The 15,714-nt window shown below is 49.5% G+C and carries 14 protein-coding genes; 2 read left to right on the top strand and 12 right to left on the bottom strand.

Annotated elements, in window-relative coordinates:
* Positions 1-4 precede the first annotated feature (4 nt).
* The 7 genes from pstA to ACYVIC_RS09110 form a co-directional block, all read right to left on the bottom strand.
* The gene (gene pstA, locus ACYVIC_RS09140) at positions 5-1,375 is read right to left on the bottom strand and encodes a phosphate ABC transporter permease PstA (RefSeq protein WP_460859252.1); all 1,371 of its coding nucleotides are present in this window, start codon (positions 1,373-1,375) and stop codon (positions 5-7) included.
* A 3-nt stretch (positions 1,376-1,378) separates the two neighbouring features.
* Positions 1,379-2,758, bottom strand: a complete 1,380-nt coding sequence (gene pstC / locus ACYVIC_RS09135) for a phosphate ABC transporter permease subunit PstC (protein WP_460859251.1) — start codon at positions 2,756-2,758, stop codon at positions 1,379-1,381.
* A gap of 134 nt (positions 2,759-2,892) precedes the next feature.
* A complete protein-coding gene (locus ACYVIC_RS09130) occupies positions 2,893-3,918 on the bottom strand; it encodes a substrate-binding domain-containing protein (RefSeq protein ID WP_460859250.1) in 1,026 nt (341 codons plus the stop codon).
* Between the two features lie 82 nt (positions 3,919-4,000).
* Positions 4,001-4,819, bottom strand: a complete 819-nt coding sequence (locus ACYVIC_RS09125; RefSeq protein WP_460859248.1) for a GGDEF domain-containing protein — start codon at positions 4,817-4,819, stop codon at positions 4,001-4,003.
* 314 nt (positions 4,820-5,133) lie between these two features.
* A complete protein-coding gene (gene tdh, locus ACYVIC_RS09120) occupies positions 5,134-6,159 on the bottom strand; it encodes an L-threonine 3-dehydrogenase (RefSeq protein ID WP_460859247.1) in 1,026 nt (341 codons plus the stop codon).
* 15 nt (positions 6,160-6,174) lie between these two features.
* Positions 6,175-7,371, bottom strand: coding sequence for a glycine C-acetyltransferase (locus tag ACYVIC_RS09115; protein ID WP_460859245.1), 1,197 nt, complete (start codon positions 7,369-7,371; stop codon positions 6,175-6,177).
* Between the two features lie 147 nt (positions 7,372-7,518).
* Positions 7,519-8,166 (bottom strand): TetR/AcrR family transcriptional regulator, encoded by a 648-nt coding sequence (locus ACYVIC_RS09110; RefSeq protein ID WP_460859243.1) that lies wholly within the window; start codon positions 8,164-8,166, stop codon positions 7,519-7,521.
* Between the two features lie 118 nt (positions 8,167-8,284).
* On the opposite strand from ACYVIC_RS09110, the gene coaD reads away from it, so the two are divergent.
* A complete protein-coding gene (gene coaD, locus ACYVIC_RS09105) occupies positions 8,285-8,767 on the top strand; it encodes a pantetheine-phosphate adenylyltransferase (protein WP_460859241.1) in 483 nt (160 codons plus the stop codon).
* The gene (locus ACYVIC_RS09100) at positions 8,764-10,167 is read left to right on the top strand and encodes a capsule assembly Wzi family protein (RefSeq protein WP_460859239.1); all 1,404 of its coding nucleotides are present in this window, start codon (positions 8,764-8,766) and stop codon (positions 10,165-10,167) included. The genes coaD and ACYVIC_RS09100 overlap by 4 nt, the downstream gene beginning before the upstream one ends.
* 30 nt (positions 10,168-10,197) lie before the next feature.
* On the opposite strand, the gene ACYVIC_RS09095 is transcribed toward ACYVIC_RS09100, so the two are convergent.
* From ACYVIC_RS09095 to nagK, 5 genes are read right to left on the bottom strand one after another with little or no spacing between them, the layout of a single operon-like run.
* Positions 10,198-11,271: an acyltransferase family protein gene (locus ACYVIC_RS09095; protein WP_460859238.1), complete on the bottom strand. Its 1,074-nt coding sequence runs from the start codon at positions 11,269-11,271 to the stop codon at positions 10,198-10,200.
* Positions 11,271-12,563: an N-acetylglucosamine MFS transporter NagP gene (gene nagP, locus ACYVIC_RS09090; protein ID WP_460859236.1), complete on the bottom strand. Its 1,293-nt coding sequence runs from the start codon at positions 12,561-12,563 to the stop codon at positions 11,271-11,273. Before nagP ends, ACYVIC_RS09095 begins: the two co-directional genes overlap by 1 nt.
* A 43-nt stretch (positions 12,564-12,606) precedes the next feature.
* Positions 12,607-13,725, bottom strand: a complete 1,119-nt coding sequence (gene nagA, locus ACYVIC_RS09085; RefSeq protein WP_460859235.1) for an N-acetylglucosamine-6-phosphate deacetylase — start codon at positions 13,723-13,725, stop codon at positions 12,607-12,609.
* A gap of 19 nt (positions 13,726-13,744) precedes the next feature.
* On the bottom strand, positions 13,745-14,743 hold the full coding sequence (gene nagB-II, locus ACYVIC_RS09080) for a glucosamine-6-phosphate deaminase NagB-II (RefSeq protein ID WP_460859233.1): 999 nt from the start codon (positions 14,741-14,743) through the stop codon (positions 13,745-13,747).
* Positions 14,744-14,757: 14 nt separating this feature from the next.
* On the bottom strand, positions 14,758-15,669 hold the full coding sequence (gene nagK / locus ACYVIC_RS09075; RefSeq protein ID WP_460859230.1) for an N-acetylglucosamine kinase: 912 nt from the start codon (positions 15,667-15,669) through the stop codon (positions 14,758-14,760).
* Positions 15,670-15,714 lie beyond the last annotated feature (45 nt).

The following is a 15,714-nucleotide window of genomic DNA, read 5'->3' as shown; positions in this document are numbered from 1 at the left end:
GCGCTTACCAGCGTTTTTCATATTTTTTACGCAACCAGATGGCTAAACCATTTAAGCTTAGCATCATCATCAGCAGCACGATAATGGCTGCAGAGGTGCGGGCTTCAAAGAAATTGCGCAACTCATTTCCCTGCCACAAATAAATTTGTACGGGCAAGGCACTGGCTTGTTCAAACGGTGATGTCGGAATGGAGGCCACAAACGACTTCATGCCGATAAGCAGCAACGGGGCTGTTTCCCCCAGCGCCTGTGCTACACCCAGAATAGCACCGGTTAAAATACCGGGTATCGCCAGCGGCAGTACGTGGTGAAATATTGCCTGCATCTTTGACGCACCAAGGCCCAATGCTGCCTGGCGGATTGATGGGGGTATGGCTTTTAGGGTAGAGCGGGTGGCAATGATCACCGTTGGCAACGTCATCAGCGATAACACCAAGCCACCGACTATCGGTGCCGACATTGGCAGGTTAAACCAACCTATTAACACCGACGCCCCCAATAAACCAAACACGATAGAAGGCACCGCCGCAAGGTTATTGATATTAACTTCTACCAGATCAGTAAGTTTATTACGTGGAGCAAACTCTTCTAAATAAATGGCTGCTGCCACTCCCATTGGTACCGCCAGCAAAATCACCACCAGCATCATATAAAATGAGCCCATAAAAGCACCGGCTAACCCAGCCGAGGCCAGCGAACTGCGTGAATCGGGGTTCATAAACAATGCAAAACTAAAGCGGTTCTGAATAACGCCATCAGCAGCCAGCTTATCAACCCATTCGCGCATCTTTGCACTGAGCTGTTGTTGCTCATCAGGCAGGCTACGGTCAATGTTGCCTTTTAACCAGACATCGATATTCGCATCAGTAAGTAAATTTAAGGTGCGGGTTTGACCGATGATAGAAGGATCAGCTACCACCATGTCACGTAGCGCAAAACGCTCGCCTGAGGTTACCACTCTGCCTAAGTCACGGCGGTGCTTGCTGGCATCAGGCAGAATTTTCTGCAAGCTGTCAGTAATAAGCCGGTTAAAATTAACAAAGCCCACCTCAGTTTGCCACGCCAGATAACGCTGCCGAAAATCATTTTCAGTCTCATCAACTTGTTGCTGCGGCTTTTCCGGGATCTTAATGATCTTAGGGTCAAAATAGATATCCAGCGTAATAGCAGATTGCCAGAACGCCGGCATGCCTTTAGCGAAGATGTTAATAAACAGAATAGCTACTAAGCCCAAGCTAATTAACACGGCTAATAAACCAGTGCGACGAAACCTTGCCTCTTTGCGATGACGTTGCTTCAGTGAAGCAATGACCTTCTGCTGTACCTGGCTTGGCTGCACCACAGTTTTAATTGGATTTTCTGCAATAATGGTCATAGCTTACTCGTATTGCTCGCGATATTTACGCACTATTACCAAGGCTACTACGTTCAGTAGCAGAGTAATAACAAACAGGGTTAACCCCAGCGCAAAGGCAACCAGAGATTGCGGGCTGGAGAAGTCATTGTCGCCGGTTAATTGATTAACTATGGTCACCGTCACGGTAGACACTGCTTCAAACGGGTTAGCCGTCAACGCAGGGCTGTTACCCGCGGCTAGTACCACTATCATGGTTTCACCGATGGCACGGCTGACCGCAAGTAAAATTGCACCGACAATACCCGGCAATGCCGCCGGTAATACCACTTTCACAATGGTTTCAGATTTAGTCGCGCCCAGCCCTAAAGAGCCATCACGCATCGACTTTGGCACCTGAGTGATAATGTCATCCGATAAAGACGAAATAAACGGGATAATCATAATGCCCATCACCACACCCGCTGTCAGCGCAGAGGTTGCGTTGATATCTAAGCCGACAGCTGCGCCGACATCCCGCAAGAAAGGCCCCACTGTCACCAGCGCAAAGAAACCGTAAACAATGGTCGGAATACCGGCCAACACTTCGATAACCGGTTTGGCGGTATTGCGCAACTTAACAGGCGCATATTCGGCCAGATAAACGGCCACCATTAAACCCAGTGGTATAGCCACCAGCATAGCAATGCCGGCAATAAGACCGGTGCCGGCCAACAATGGTACTAAACCGAAGCTACCTTGCTCACCTACCCCTACTGTAGAAAAACGTGGGTTCCAGGTAGTGCCAAAGAAAAAATCGCCTGGTGGAATAAAACTGAAGAACTTTAGAGTTTCACCTAGCATCGATAACACAATACCGATGGTTGTCAGGATGGCAACCGTTGAACACAATACCAATAAAGCTTTGACCACACGCTCGACCTGATGTCGCGCCTTTAGCATTGGTGTGATTTTTAATAAACTAAACAGCATACCAACTGCAGCGATAACCGCCATTAGTGCTGTCAGTACGATAGCACTGTTCGCTTTGAGCTGCTTTAAATGCTCTGCCGCGCTGAGCTCCCACTGCTCTGCGTCAGCAACAACGCCAAAGTTGTTGGCTAAATTATTGATGCGCTGCGACACGACGTTGAGCTCTTCACTGCTTTGGCTGGCAACCTCTGCCGGTAACTGCGACAGCAACATGGAGTTTATCACCGCAGGTGACAGCCACAACCACAACAATAGAATAAAAAACGCCGGCAATACAGCCCATAATCCGACCATCATCCCGTAATGGTGTGGCCTGGAGTGCATACGCAAATCTGAGTTAACTGTAGCCACTTTCCGGCTGCGGGTCATACCTAATTGGTAGCCCAATGCCAACAACATCAGCAGCACTACAATCAACGAAAGGTTACTCATGGTTGCTCCGTAAACAGCTTTAACGCCCAAGCAAAGTTCAGTGCGCAGTGTAAGCTGGTTTTATTTCACTTTTATGACAAATGCAATGCAAAAAAAGAGAACCTTTGCAGGTTCCCTTGTTCACAGCACACAGATTATAGCGACTTTTTCAATCGGATGCTCTGTGTTATTTCTGCGCGTTCGTCATCTGCCAGCGGAATTAAGCCGGCACTTTCTAATACACTACCAAAACCTGACATACCTTCGCTAACATGGAACAGGGCATATTCCTGTAGACCAGGAATAACGCCGATATGCGCACCTTTAACGTAGATAAACAGCGGACGTGATACCGGATATTCGCCAGAGATAATGGTATCCTGAGTGGGTTCCACACCTGACATAGTGGCAACTTTAATACGGTCACGGTTGGATTCGTAAAAACTTAAACCAAACACACCAATAGCATCTTTTTGTGCCTGTAACCGTGCCAGCGTTTCGGTGTAGTCACCGGCAATTTCTACCACACGGCCGTCGGTGCGCATAGCGGTACAGAATTTGTGTGCTGCATCTTTATCCATGGCTTTAACTTCAGCCAGCGTTTTACAGCCAATAATTACGGCTTTTTCTTCATAGACTTCGCGGGTACCGTGGTTTGAGCCTGGAATCGCCAGCAATATTTCCTGATCTGGTAAATTTTTGTCAATCTGGTTCCAGCGTGTGTATGGGTTATTTACCATGGCACCGTTTTGTGGAACCTGGGCCGCCTGGGCTAAAAATACATGTATAGGTTCCAATTTGAATACGGCCGCATCGGTACGCGAGGCAAACACTATGCCGTCGTAACCAATTTTTACTTCAATGATTTCTTTTACGCCATTAGCTTTACAGGCTTCGACTTCATTTGGCCGGATTTTACGCGATGAATTAGCGACATCGATAGTGTTAGCCCCTACGCCTTGACAAAATTGGCGTAAACCACCTGAAGAACCACCAGAGCCCACTACCGGGGTGCGGAACTGAGCAAAGTTATTGCCAAACTCTTCAGCAACTACAGATGAAAATGGCAGCACAGTTGATGAACCAGCAATTTGAATTGTGTCACGGCTGCTTTGTGCCTGAGCTGAGGCGCTCAGCACACCAACAGCTAACAGCACAGCATTAAGAGTATTTAGTTTCATCATCATTCCTCGGTTGTCCGATCTTTAGTTGGCTATAGTTTGCTGCACTTTTATTGCAGTAATATGACAGGGAGAAGGTTTTTTAATTGTCAGCATAACTATCATGTTGAACGCAGCAACGATTACGCCCCTGACGTTTAGCCTGGTATAGCGCCTGGTCGGCGCGCAGCAACAGTTTATCTAAATCGTCCTGCTCGGGCAGGTACATAGCAATACCGATGCTACAGCTAACCGTTAAACTGCTGCCATCGTTTAGTACAAACCTATGCTCTGCTACTTTTATCCGGATACGATCAGCCGACAAAATAGCTGTTTTTAAATCGATTTCCGGCAACAGAATAAAAAACTCCTCGCCGCCGTAGCGGCCGGCTAAATCAGTGTCGCGGATACTTTGCTGGCACAAGGCGGCGAATTCAATCAGCACTTTATCACCCGCAGCATGGCCGAACTGGTCGTTTATTTGTTTAAAATGGTCTATGTCTAGCATCAGTACGGCCAGATCTTTATGGTAACGGCTGGCACGACGAATTTCAGTCTGTGCCCGTTGTAAAATGGCACGGCGATTGGATAAGCCGGTCAGCAGATCGGTAGTTGCCATCTGCAACAACTCCTGGTTCCGCTGCATTAACTGCTGCTCGGTCAAAGCATGTTGATCGATAACGGCGCGCAGTGCCGTCGCGGTACGACGAAATTTAACAATTATTACCGCCAGTAACGCCAGCAAAGTAGCGCATACTGTCAGTGATATCACGACAAGCAGGCTGGCATTAGCAAAGGTTAAAGTGGGAGACTGCTGTGTTGCTGCAGCAGCACGGTCTGAAATACCTGCGATCAATATTACAAAGAGCAGCCAACATCGCCGCTGATTGAAGCTAATCTGGATAAATCTGATTGTGAACACACCTAAGTTCCTGCTTATTAGCATTGTCGACAACCTGTTTAGTATAGGTCAGCTTATCTAGGGCTAAGCTTATTGTTTGCGCAGTAACGTGAGAGCCAGGTGGTGTGCATCTGTTTTGTTATTAAAGCATTTAGCAACCACCTAAAAAAATATGCATAAAGCAAACCAAACATATAAACCGCTATTATTCAGTTGCTTTCAACTTTCTGTTGTCACATGATTAGTTATAAAACGATTACTGTAAAAAAAGCAGACGGAAAAAAGGCGAACCCGGGTTCACCTTTTTTCTGTGATGTCTAACTAACGTCAGAATATCAAGACCAATTAAGTACCACTTTACCCGATTGGCCCGAGCACATAATGTCAAAACCTTCCTGGAAGCGTTCCATAGGTAACTCGTGCGTTACCATTGGCGTAAGATCCAGCCCTGACTGAATTAAGCTTGCCATCTTGTACCAGGTGTCAAACATTTCGCGGCCGTAAATGCCTTTGATAACCAAGCCTTTAAATATCACTTTATTCCAGTCTACCGCCATGTCTGACGGCGGAATACCCAGCATGGCAATTTTTCCGCCGTGGTTCATCGTATCCAGCATGCTGCGAAATGCCGCCGGTACACCAGACATCTCCAGGCCGACATCAAAGCCCTCTGTCATACCCAACTCTGCCATCACGTCTTGCAAATTTTGCTTGCTGACATCCACTGCACGGGTAGCGCCCATTTTCAGTGCCAACTCCAGCCGGTACGGATTAACATCGGTTATTACAACATGGCGGGCACCCACGTGGCGTGCCACCGCTGCCGCCATAATGCCAATAGGGCCCGCACCGGTGATAAGCACGTCCTCACCCACTAAATCAAACGACAAGGCGGTATGCACCGCATTGCCAAACGGGTCAAAAATAGCCGCAATATTATCCGGAATATTATCCGCCAGTTTAAAAGCGTTATACGCCGGAATAACCAGATATTCTGCAAACGATCCGGCACGGTTAACCCCTACACCCGTGGTGTTACGGCACAAATGCACCCGGCCAGCGCGGCAGTTGCGACAGTGGCCGCAGGTAATATGGCCTTCGCCGGATACACGGTCACCAATGTTAAAGCCGCGCACTTCTGAGCCCATGCCTTCTATAACACCGACATATTCATGACCTACCACCATGCCATGAGGGATAGTGTTTTGCGCCCACTCATCCCATTTATAAATGTGTACGTCAGTGCCACAAATGGCGGTTTTTTTAATGCGGATTAACACATCATTCGGGCCCACTATTGGCTTGTCTACCTCAGTTTGCCAGATACCCGGTTCAGCTTTTAACTTTGCTAATGCTTTCATTTTCACGCCCCGCCCTTATGCGATCACGCCCATGTCTTTACCAATGCGGATAAAGGCATCTATCGCTTTATCCAGTTGCTCTGTTGTATGTGCTGCTGAAATTTGTGTACGGATGCGCGCCTGACCTTTTGGCACCACCGGGAACGAAAAGCCCACCACGTAAATGCCTTCAGCCAGCATGCGTTTGGCCATTTCTGCAGCGACTTTGGCATCGCCCAGCATCACAGGAATAATGGCATGGTCTTTACCGGCAAGAGTAAAGCCTGCCGACGACATTTTTTCGCGGAAGTAATTGGCGTTGTCCCAAAGCTTAGCCCGCAGCGCGCCGCCTTGCGCCAGCATGTCCAACACTTTAATCGAAGCGGTAACAATAGACGGCGCCAGCGAGTTAGAAAATAAATATGGCCGGGAGCGCTGACGCAGCCATTCGATCACTTCTTTTTTACCCGAAGTGTAACCGCCAGAAGCGCCACCCAGGGCTTTGCCCAAGGTGCCGGTAACAATGTCAACGCGGTTCATAACATCGCAATATTCGTGAGTACCGCGGCCATTTGGGCCAACAAAGCCCACCGCATGGCTGTCATCAACCATCACCATAGCGCCATACTTGTCTGCCAGATCGCAAATTGATTTCAGGTCGGCAATTACGCCATCCATTGAGAACACGCCATCGGTCGCAATCAGCTTAAAGCGTGCACCATCCGCGTCAGCTTGTTTTAGCTGAGCTTCAAGCTCAGCCATATCGTTGTTGGCGTAGCGGTAACGTTTGGCTTTACACAAGCGCACACCGTCAATAATAGAGGCATGGTTTAACGCATCAGAGATCACCGCATCATCGCTGCCTAAAATAGTTTCGAACAGGCCGCCGTTAGCATCAAAACAAGAGGAATACAAAATGGTGTCTTCAGTGCCTAAAAACGCGCTGATATTTTGCTCCAGCGTTTTATGAATGTCCTGGGTGCCGCAAATAAAGCGCACCGACGCCACGCCAAAGCCATGGCTGGCTAAACCCTGCTGCGCCGCGGCGATTAAATCGGGGTGGTTGGCCAGGCCTAAGTAGTTGTTGGCACAAAAATTCAGTACCTGAGTGCCATTAACAGTCACATCAGCGCTTTGCTGTGACGTAATGATGCGTTCTGCTTTGTATAAACCTTCTGCTTTCACATCGTCTAGTTGTTGTTGTAGATGTTGCAGAAAAGCGCCATTGCGCATAAAGCCTCCTGTTGCGGGGGTGAGGGTTCAGAAAAACGGCGCCATTGTAAAGCTTATACCAACGCCGTGCAGCGCTTTTACGCAGAATAACGCACTGCTTGGACCTGCTGCTGTCAAGTTTAGCCTACAGCAGTAACCAGGTTGACACTAATATGCCAGCGCTTCGTAGTGCTGTTGTAAACGGGCAATCCTGGGCTTGGCTTGCTCGGTGGCATAAGGCTTAAACAGTAATAATACTTGCAGCACCCCCTGATACACACTGGCTTTATCAATTTGCTGCTGCGGTGCTTGCGTTTTCAGATAGCTAATCCAAAAGGTAACAACCAATTTTATGGTGTGCGCTAAATCGGTTATATCCTCATCGTCAATGTGGATCACGCCAGAGGCTTTCAGTGCTTTGAGTACAGCGGTTACCCGCGCCAACACGCCTTGTTGCACCAGCAGATAATCTTGCTGTAACCCCGGGTCGCGTGACAAGATATCCGGTAAATTGGCGTAAAAAAAATGAAAACGCCACATCAGTTCAAACACTGCATCCAGATAGCAGGCCAAAGCGTCGAGCGCTTCCGCCTGATCCGACGGTGGTTTAATGCGGGTATCAAGCAACTTGGCATATTCCTTAAAAATTTGCCGTACGATGTCTTCTTTATTACGAAAATGGTAGTACAGATTACCCGGACTAATACCCAGATGTGCCGCAATATGATTGGTGGTAACCTGACGCTCACCGATCTGATTAAACAGTTCTATGCTGGCTTGCAGAATTTTATCTTTTGTTCTGAGCTTCTTTTCCATCTGCGAAACAGGCTTATGGTTGGCTAAATTAATTTGCTATAGTAACGCCAAATTGACTAAAAACTCTAGTCGCAGGGAAAAACCATAGTTAGCCTTGCCAAGGAAAGCCAATAACACAATGAAAATAATAGCTATTTACCCCGGCACTTTTGATCCTTTAACCAATGGCCATGCTGATTTGGTACAACGCGCCGCCCGCATGTTTGACAGTGTCATTGTTGGTGTAGCTGCAAACCCGAGCAAACAGCCACTGTTTTCATTAGCTGAACGGGTGGCGCTGGCACAACAGGCTTTTAGCGACATAAAAAATGTCAGCGTAATTGGCTTTTCCGGTTTATTAGCGCAATTTGCTAAAGAGCAAGCTGCGGCAGTGCTAATTCGGGGTGTGCGTGCGGTGGCCGATTTTGAATACGAGTTTCAACTGGCCAGTATGAACCGGCAATTAAACCCAACATTGGACAGCGTGTTTATGACGCCGTCAGAGAAAAATACTTTTATCTCGTCAACGCTGGTTAAAGAGGTATGTCGTCATGGTGGCGATGTATCAAGCTTTGTACCAGCTCATGTCGAACTTGCGCTGAAAGCCAAATTAAAACTATGAGATTAAACTTATCTGTATTGGCGTTACTATGCAGCAGCGCACCACTGTTGGCTGCCCCCTGGGTAGACACCTCAGATAACTATCTGCGTCAGTCGCTGCAAACCTTATCTCAGGCCGGCCTGATTAGCGGCCCGGTTAATACCTATCCGTTAATGTGGAACAATATCGCTGCTGATTTAGCGCAGATTGATGAGCAAAGCATACCGGAGTTACGTTTTGCATTAGCGCATGTGCGTGCTGCGCTGCATGCCAGCCAGCATAGCTATATTGCCGGTGTTAAGCTAAAAGCCAGTTCAGATCCGTCCTTATATCAAAGCTTTGGCGAGAGTTATTTTGAGCAAAGCAGCGTTAGTGTATTTAAAGAGTACCTGGGTGATAACTGGGCAGCGAAAACCCAATTAAATTATCGTAATACGGAACAAGACAACACCGAACAGAGCATGACCTATGACGGTAGTTATCTGGCTCTGATTGCAGGAAACTGGGTACTGGCAGTAGATCAGCTAGCTGTCTGGTGGGGCCCTGGCCAGCAGACCAGCCTGCTGCTCAGCAATAATGCCAGGCCGATTCCGTCCGTACGTTTAAGCCGGCATAGCTGGCAAGCCAGTGAGGTGGGCTTGTTTAGCTGGCTCGGCCCATGGAGTTTTACCAGCTATCTGGGCCAGGGCGAGCATAAGAGTAGCCCGCGCCAGATCAAACACTTTGGAGCACGCTTTAGCGCCAGACCGCTGCCACAACTAGAGTTAGGGATTTCCCGCGTTAGCCAATGGGGCGGCGATACACTAGAAAATGGCCCGGATGCTTTTGCAGACATGCTGTTGTTACGAAGTGACGGCGACGACAACGCCGATAATATGGCGGCGTTTGATTTAACTTTTCACACCCGGCTAGCCGGATGGCCGCTGAGCCTGTATGGCGAACTGGCTGATGACAACAGTGGCGGCAAGCTTGCTAAACCGTTACAGCTGTACGGTGTCCGTAGTTATTTCGGCACCGAAACAGCAGTACATACGCTAAGCCTGGAATGGTCTGACAGCTATATTCGCTGCGATGGCAGACCGCAAGCCGGTAACTGCGCTTATGAAAGCGAACTGTATCCACAGGGATACCGGCGTTATGGCCGGATAATTGGCAGTGGTTATGGTGCCGATGCGCAGGTGTTATCTGCCGGTTACCGCTATCAAACCTTTGACGGTTACAGTTGGGCGGCGACCCTATCGCGCGGCCGCTTTTTTCAGGCTGGCGCCAACTTACACAACTGGCAACTGCGGCTCGAATATCGCCAACCACTGTTTAACGGCCTGCTGAGTATCGAAGGTCGGGTATTTGATAAATCACCACAACCTGAATTAAAAATTAAACGCGGTAGCCTGGCTGTCACCTGGGAATACCGCTTTTAAGCATTAATATGATGTCATTATCCGCCTTTGCTACAGGCGGATAATAATATTGCGCTGATACAGAACGCGCGATAGCCACCAAAACAGCACCACATGCAGCAAGGCAAACAGTAAAGACGCTAGCTTGGCTGGCAAATACTGCGCTAGTAGCGCAAAACCTGCCTGATACAGGTTGCTGTCGCCAACGGGGACCAAACCCAAGATAACAGCCCACAGCCAGGATAAAATGTAAATAAACAGTGGGTTAGTGCCGTAGGTTACCAAGGGTTGCAGTATGAACCGCTGGTTCTTCACCTCGCTTAGCCACAGCAAAGCAGTCAGCAGCCATAACAATAATCCGCCTGCTAGCAGCACGTAACTGCCACTCCACAACGCTTTATTTACCGGCCAGAACAGGTCGCATAATGCCGCCGCCACTATCAATACCAAGCCTGCGCCTGACAGCCAGCTTACGCCCGCGCGGGCATCGAGTTCACTTAGTTGCTGCGCAGTGTAATACCCCAGTAGTACGGAAGTAACAGCAGGTAAAGTGCTAAGCAGACCTTCGGGGTCAAAGGCCACGCCAAACCCCTGATACAGATGATTAGCCCCCAGCAGGTATAGATCCAGCTGCCGCACCAGATTGTGCTCCAGGCTGAAGGGCTGCACGGAGCCAAGCTGCAGCAACAGCCAATACAGCACTAACATTAGTAATGCCAACCAGGGCAGATAATGCCGCTTTATTAAAAGTACCAGTACAGCGGCTATGCCGTAACACAAGCCTATACGCTGCAGTACACCGGGCAGCCGCAGCTCGGCCAGGTTTGCCGTAAATGGAAACCAGTTTAGCAGTATGCCAATGACAACAAGCAATGCACTGCGTTTGGCAATGCGACTGAAGGCTGCGGCATTGGGCTTAGCACTGCGCAGCGAGTAAAACATGGCGGCGCCAACAACAAACAAAAACGCCGGAAACACAATATCGGCAAAGGTAAATCCATCCCACTGCGCATGTAGCAACGGCTGATAAACGTGCTGCCATGATCCTGGTGTATTTACCAGGATCATCAGCGCTATCGCCAGCCCGCGCAATGCGTCCAGCGCATAAAACCGGCCGCCAGTCATTATTTCCAGCTAGTTAGCTTATGGCCTTTAACGGCATAAAACAGAATAAACAGGTAGCACGGCAGCATTACAAGGTAAGCGCCTTGCTGGCCTAAACCTGTGCCACTGGCAAGGCCCCAGAATAACGGCCCGAATGCCCCACCGGCAATGCCCATTATTAATAGTGCTGAACCAATACTGGTAAGGCTGCCAAGACCCGACAGCGCCAGCGGCCATACCGCCGGCCAGACAATAGCGTTGGCTAAACCCAGTACTGCAATAAACAGCAAGGTATCAGGCAAGGCCGTGCCGCCAAAAGGTACCAGTAGGGTGTTGGCGATGGTATAAGAGCTGGTGTCACCCAGCACTATTGCCAGTGTTAACACTAAACCCAACACCGCAGAAACCGCCAGCGCACGTTGCTGTGACAATACCCGCGGAATAAGTACTATACCGAGAATATAGCCCAGCACCATACAGGCCATAGTGTAGGACGTCATCACGGTGTATCGCTCTACCCCAAGCGATAACGCAAACAAACCAATGGTATCGCCAGCGATAACCTCTACCGCGACATAAACAAACAATGCCACAACGCCCAGTGCCAAACTGGGCCTTGCCAGTGCAGCTTTTAACTGGCCACGGTTACCACTGTTGTCAGTGTCTTTCTCCAGCTCAGGCAGTGGTGAATATTTTACGGCCAGTGCCAGCAGGCCCAAAAATGCAGCCAGCCCAAGGTAAGGCAGAACCAGACCTGCCGCCATCGTGTCAATTTGCTCTGCAGTTAGCGCCACATCTGACTTAGCAGCAAAGCTGCCTGCCATTAATGCGGTAAACACTATTGGCGCCACCACGCCGGCAGTTTTATTTAAAATGCCCATAATACTAATGCGCACTGCCGCCGTTTCTTCCGGGCCAATTTTAACCACATACGGGTTAACTGCAGTTTGCAGTAGTGTCTGGCCAGTACCAATAACCAACTGTGCCAGCAAAAACAGCGCAAAGGTTTGCGTTTGTGCCGCTGGAATATACAGCAAACCGGCCAGCATCATGGTTGCCATGCCCAGCGCCATGCCATTTTTATAGCCAACTTTGCGGATAAGCCAGGCTGATGGCAACGCGGTAAAAGTAACGGCTATATAAAACGAAAATATAATCAATGACGCCTGCAACGGCGTTAACTGCAGCATTTGCTGCAAATAGGGCATTAGCGAGCCATTTAGCCAGGTGGCAAAACCCAGCACAAAAAACAACATTGCCACTATTACCATCGGCATTATGCTGTTGCGGCTTTTCGTTTGTTCAGCAGCCATTTCCATGTTCCTTCCCCGTTCTATTTATTGTGATAATTTTTTGTTATCTGGTGCTATAACACTGTTGTCCGCCTATCCAGGCCTGTAGTGCCTGCCAGTTGTTATCCAGCAATACCATGTCAGCTTGATAACCGGCGGCTATCTTGCCCAAATGGCCGGTATGAAGAAATTGCGCCGGATACAACGAAGCCATCCTTAATGCTTCATCAGGCGCAACGTCCAGGGACTCAATGGCATAGCGCACCGCAGCTGCCATGTCTAACACCGACCCAGCCAGGCGGCCTTGCGCATCGGTAAGTTTATTGCCATCGCGCATTACTTTGCCGTCAAACAAATCAAATTCCGTGGCATCGGTGCCTACTGGCGACATGGCATCAGTAACAATTAGCAGCTTACCTTGAGGCTTGGCCGCCAACGCCACTTTGGCGGCCAGCGGATGCATATGATGACCATCAAAAATAACACCACACCAACTGTGTGGATCGGCCAGTGCCACACCGACCATTCCCGGTTCACGCGAGGTCAGTGGCGACATCGCATTATATAAATGGGTAAAACCGGTGGCACCGGCGTCAAGCGCCGCCTGCACAGTCGCTGAATCGGCGTTGGAGTGCCCCAGGCAGACAATCACATTTAACTCTACCAACTGACGTATTTGTGCCGGACTAACGTTTTCCGGTGCCACCGTAAGCAGTTTTACACCTAAATCATTACGGCCGTATAACGCAAGCTCGGGCGCACTAAGCTGGCGAATATACTGCTGCGGATGCACGCCTTTTTTAGGTACAGATAAATGCGGGCCTTCAAAATGCACGCCGACAATACCGGGCTGCTTAGCCGAAATTGCTTGCGCAATCGCATCGGCAGCGTTTTGCATCACCTCTATTGCATCGGTAATTACTGTCGGCAACATGGCTGTAGTGCCAAAGCGGCAGTGCGCTTGTATCATGGTGTGCAGTGTCTGCGGCGTTGGTGCGCTGTTAAATAAGGCACCGCCGCCGCCATTAACCTGCACATCAATAAAACCAGGCACCAGCATGCCCTGCATTACCGGCCCGCTGGCGGGCGTAATTGCCTTAACAACGCCGCGCTCAAAAACCACGCTGACATTGTCGAACCATTTTTCGCCATCAAACAGGCGGCTTACATTTAGCTGCTGCATTTATAGTAGTACCATCCGCTTATACTGTTTTTGTCACTTTATTCAGCCCGGGTGGTGCATCGGGATTAATGCCCCGGCTGCGGGCAACCACTTCAACATCAAGGTAGAAACGCTGCAAAATTAACAATGGTAACACGCGCGGATGTGCTGTCAGCCCCTTATGATGCAGCTGCACAATAGCAGCACCGCGACTTCTGACATCATCAACCTGATTGCGATGGGCGTTGATACTTTCGTCTTCCACACTAACATCAACAATAGCGAACTGGTTTTTAACTAACGTAACCGGACCGTGCAAAAACTCAGCACTTGAAAACGCTTCGGCGTGAATGCCGCACACTTCTTTCAATTTTAATGCAATTTCGCGCGAGATGGCGTAGCCCAAACCACGCCCCAATACCACCAGGTGAGCTACTTTCTCCAGCGCAGTGCTGTTTAGCTGTTGTGGTGCATCAATAGCTGCTTGCAAATGCTGTGGCAGATTTAACACTGCCTGTTGCAATGCGGCATTGCCAGCCCAGGCAGAAACCAGCTGTAAAATAGCACTTAACGTCGCCAGATAACTTTTTGTTGCTGCCACCGCTTTTTCAGCGCCGACATGCAGCGGCAGCACAAAGTGCGCCTGTTCGGCCAGCGGTGACGTGGTATCATTAACCAGCGCAACCACCATGGCACCGCTGCGCTTAGCCATGTCAACCTGCGCCAAAATATCCGGGCTGCGGCCAGACTGAGAAATCACCAGCACCAACGCATCAGCCAACTGCAACGATTTGTTATACACGCTGGCAATAGATGGTGCCGCCGCTGCAACCGGCAAACCTATTTCAATTTCAATTAAATATTTTGCAAACACACCGGCATGGTCTGACGAGCCGCGGCCAACCATATAAACAAACTTAGGTGCCCTGCTGCGGATTTGCTGCACCACTTGCTGCACCGTCGCTGCGTTAGCGGCCAGTTGCTCAGCTATGCGTTGCGGGGTTTCTCTGGCTTCTGCAGCCATAATGCTATTGTTCATTACGTCTTTACCTATTATGCGACACTGATTGAAGATGACTGGCTATGTTGACGGGCAAACCAAACCGCCCCGAGTTCCGGTGTTTGTTGTGCTGGGGTAACCTGTTGTTGAACTTCCAGCGGTAAATATGGCAATAACTTATAAGCCAGACCACCAATAAATGACAGCCTCGGCGGCTGCTGGCTAAGTAAACGCCTGGCAATGGCAGCTATAAAATCAGCCCCCTGCACCACCAGTTGTTGCGCAACAACGTCGCCTTGCTCTGCAGCACTAAATACCAGCGGAGCATATTTAGCATAGGTAGTGGGTGTGGCATGCATAAAATGCGACACGATACCAAGGCTGTCACTTACCGCCAGCTCCTGCAGCAGCAACCTGCTCATTGCTGTTGCCGGTGCCAGTTGATCCAGACTTAGCAGTACCTTATGCACCAGTTGCATACCGAACCAGGCGCCACTGCCGTTATCGCCGTAAGGAAAACCATGACCGCCCACCTCTGTCAGTTCGCCATTTACTGCAGCCAAACCACAGGAACCGGTACCTACAATTATCACGGCCCCATCCTGGCCCTGATGCGCCCCCATGCAGGCAATATGCAAGTCTGTGGTCAGATACAACACTTTAAATGGGTGCTGCCAATCAGACAACAACTGAAAATACTGCGGTACGTTGACACCTGCCAAACCCGCACCAGCAATAAGACGCGACATATCGGCAAACGCCAACCCTGCGCAACTCAGTGCTTGCTGAGTGGCCGCCAAAATAGAGTCTGTAGCTATTTTCATACCACGCAACGGATTGGCCGGCCCGGACAACCCTTCCCCCAGCACTTTATGCTCTGACGACACTATAATGGCGCGGCATTTACTACCACCGCCATCTATGCCCAGATACAAAGGCGCATCGGCCATTAGTGCTGCATTCATCCTGTCCACCTTATTGCATTTGCTGTGTAAAGCCTGACCAGCAGG

Source organism: Rheinheimera gaetbuli, from assembly GCF_054781935.1.
This window is presented reverse-complemented; position numbering and strand designations above follow the sequence as displayed.

What these genes read in the sequence shown, in the direction of transcription:
- pstA (WP_460859252.1), bottom strand. Translation starts at nt 1,375, where the DNA reads ATGACCATTATTGCAGAAAATCCAATTAAAACTGTGGTGCAGCCAAGC.
- pstC (WP_460859251.1), bottom strand. Translation starts at nt 2,758, where the DNA reads ATGAGTAACCTTTCGTTGATTGTAGTGCTGCTGATGTTGTTGGCATTG.
- ACYVIC_RS09130 (WP_460859250.1), bottom strand. Translation starts at nt 3,918, where the DNA reads ATGAAACTAAATACTCTTAATGCTGTGCTGTTAGCTGTTGGTGTGCTG.
- tdh (WP_460859247.1), bottom strand. Translation starts at nt 6,159, where the DNA reads ATGAAAGCATTAGCAAAGTTAAAAGCTGAACCGGGTATCTGGCAAACT.
- ACYVIC_RS09115 (WP_460859245.1), bottom strand. Translation starts at nt 7,371, where the DNA reads ATGCGCAATGGCGCTTTTCTGCAACATCTACAACAACAACTAGACGAT.
- ACYVIC_RS09110 (WP_460859243.1), bottom strand. Translation starts at nt 8,166, where the DNA reads ATGGAAAAGAAGCTCAGAACAAAAGATAAAATTCTGCAAGCCAGCATA.
- coaD (WP_460859241.1), top strand. Translation starts at nt 8,285, where the DNA reads ATGAAAATAATAGCTATTTACCCCGGCACTTTTGATCCTTTAACCAAT.
- ACYVIC_RS09100 (WP_460859239.1), top strand. Translation starts at nt 8,764, where the DNA reads ATGAGATTAAACTTATCTGTATTGGCGTTACTATGCAGCAGCGCACCA.
- ACYVIC_RS09095 (WP_460859238.1), bottom strand. Translation starts at nt 11,271, where the DNA reads ATGACTGGCGGCCGGTTTTATGCGCTGGACGCATTGCGCGGGCTGGCG.
- nagP (WP_460859236.1), bottom strand. Translation starts at nt 12,563, where the DNA reads ATGGCTGCTGAACAAACGAAAAGCCGCAACAGCATAATGCCGATGGTA.
- nagA (WP_460859235.1), bottom strand. Translation starts at nt 13,725, where the DNA reads ATGCAGCAGCTAAATGTAAGCCGCCTGTTTGATGGCGAAAAATGGTTC.
- nagB-II (WP_460859233.1), bottom strand. Translation starts at nt 14,743, where the DNA reads ATGAACAATAGCATTATGGCTGCAGAAGCCAGAGAAACCCCGCAACGC.
- nagK (WP_460859230.1), bottom strand. Translation starts at nt 15,669, where the DNA reads ATGAATGCAGCACTAATGGCCGATGCGCCTTTGTATCTGGGCATAGAT.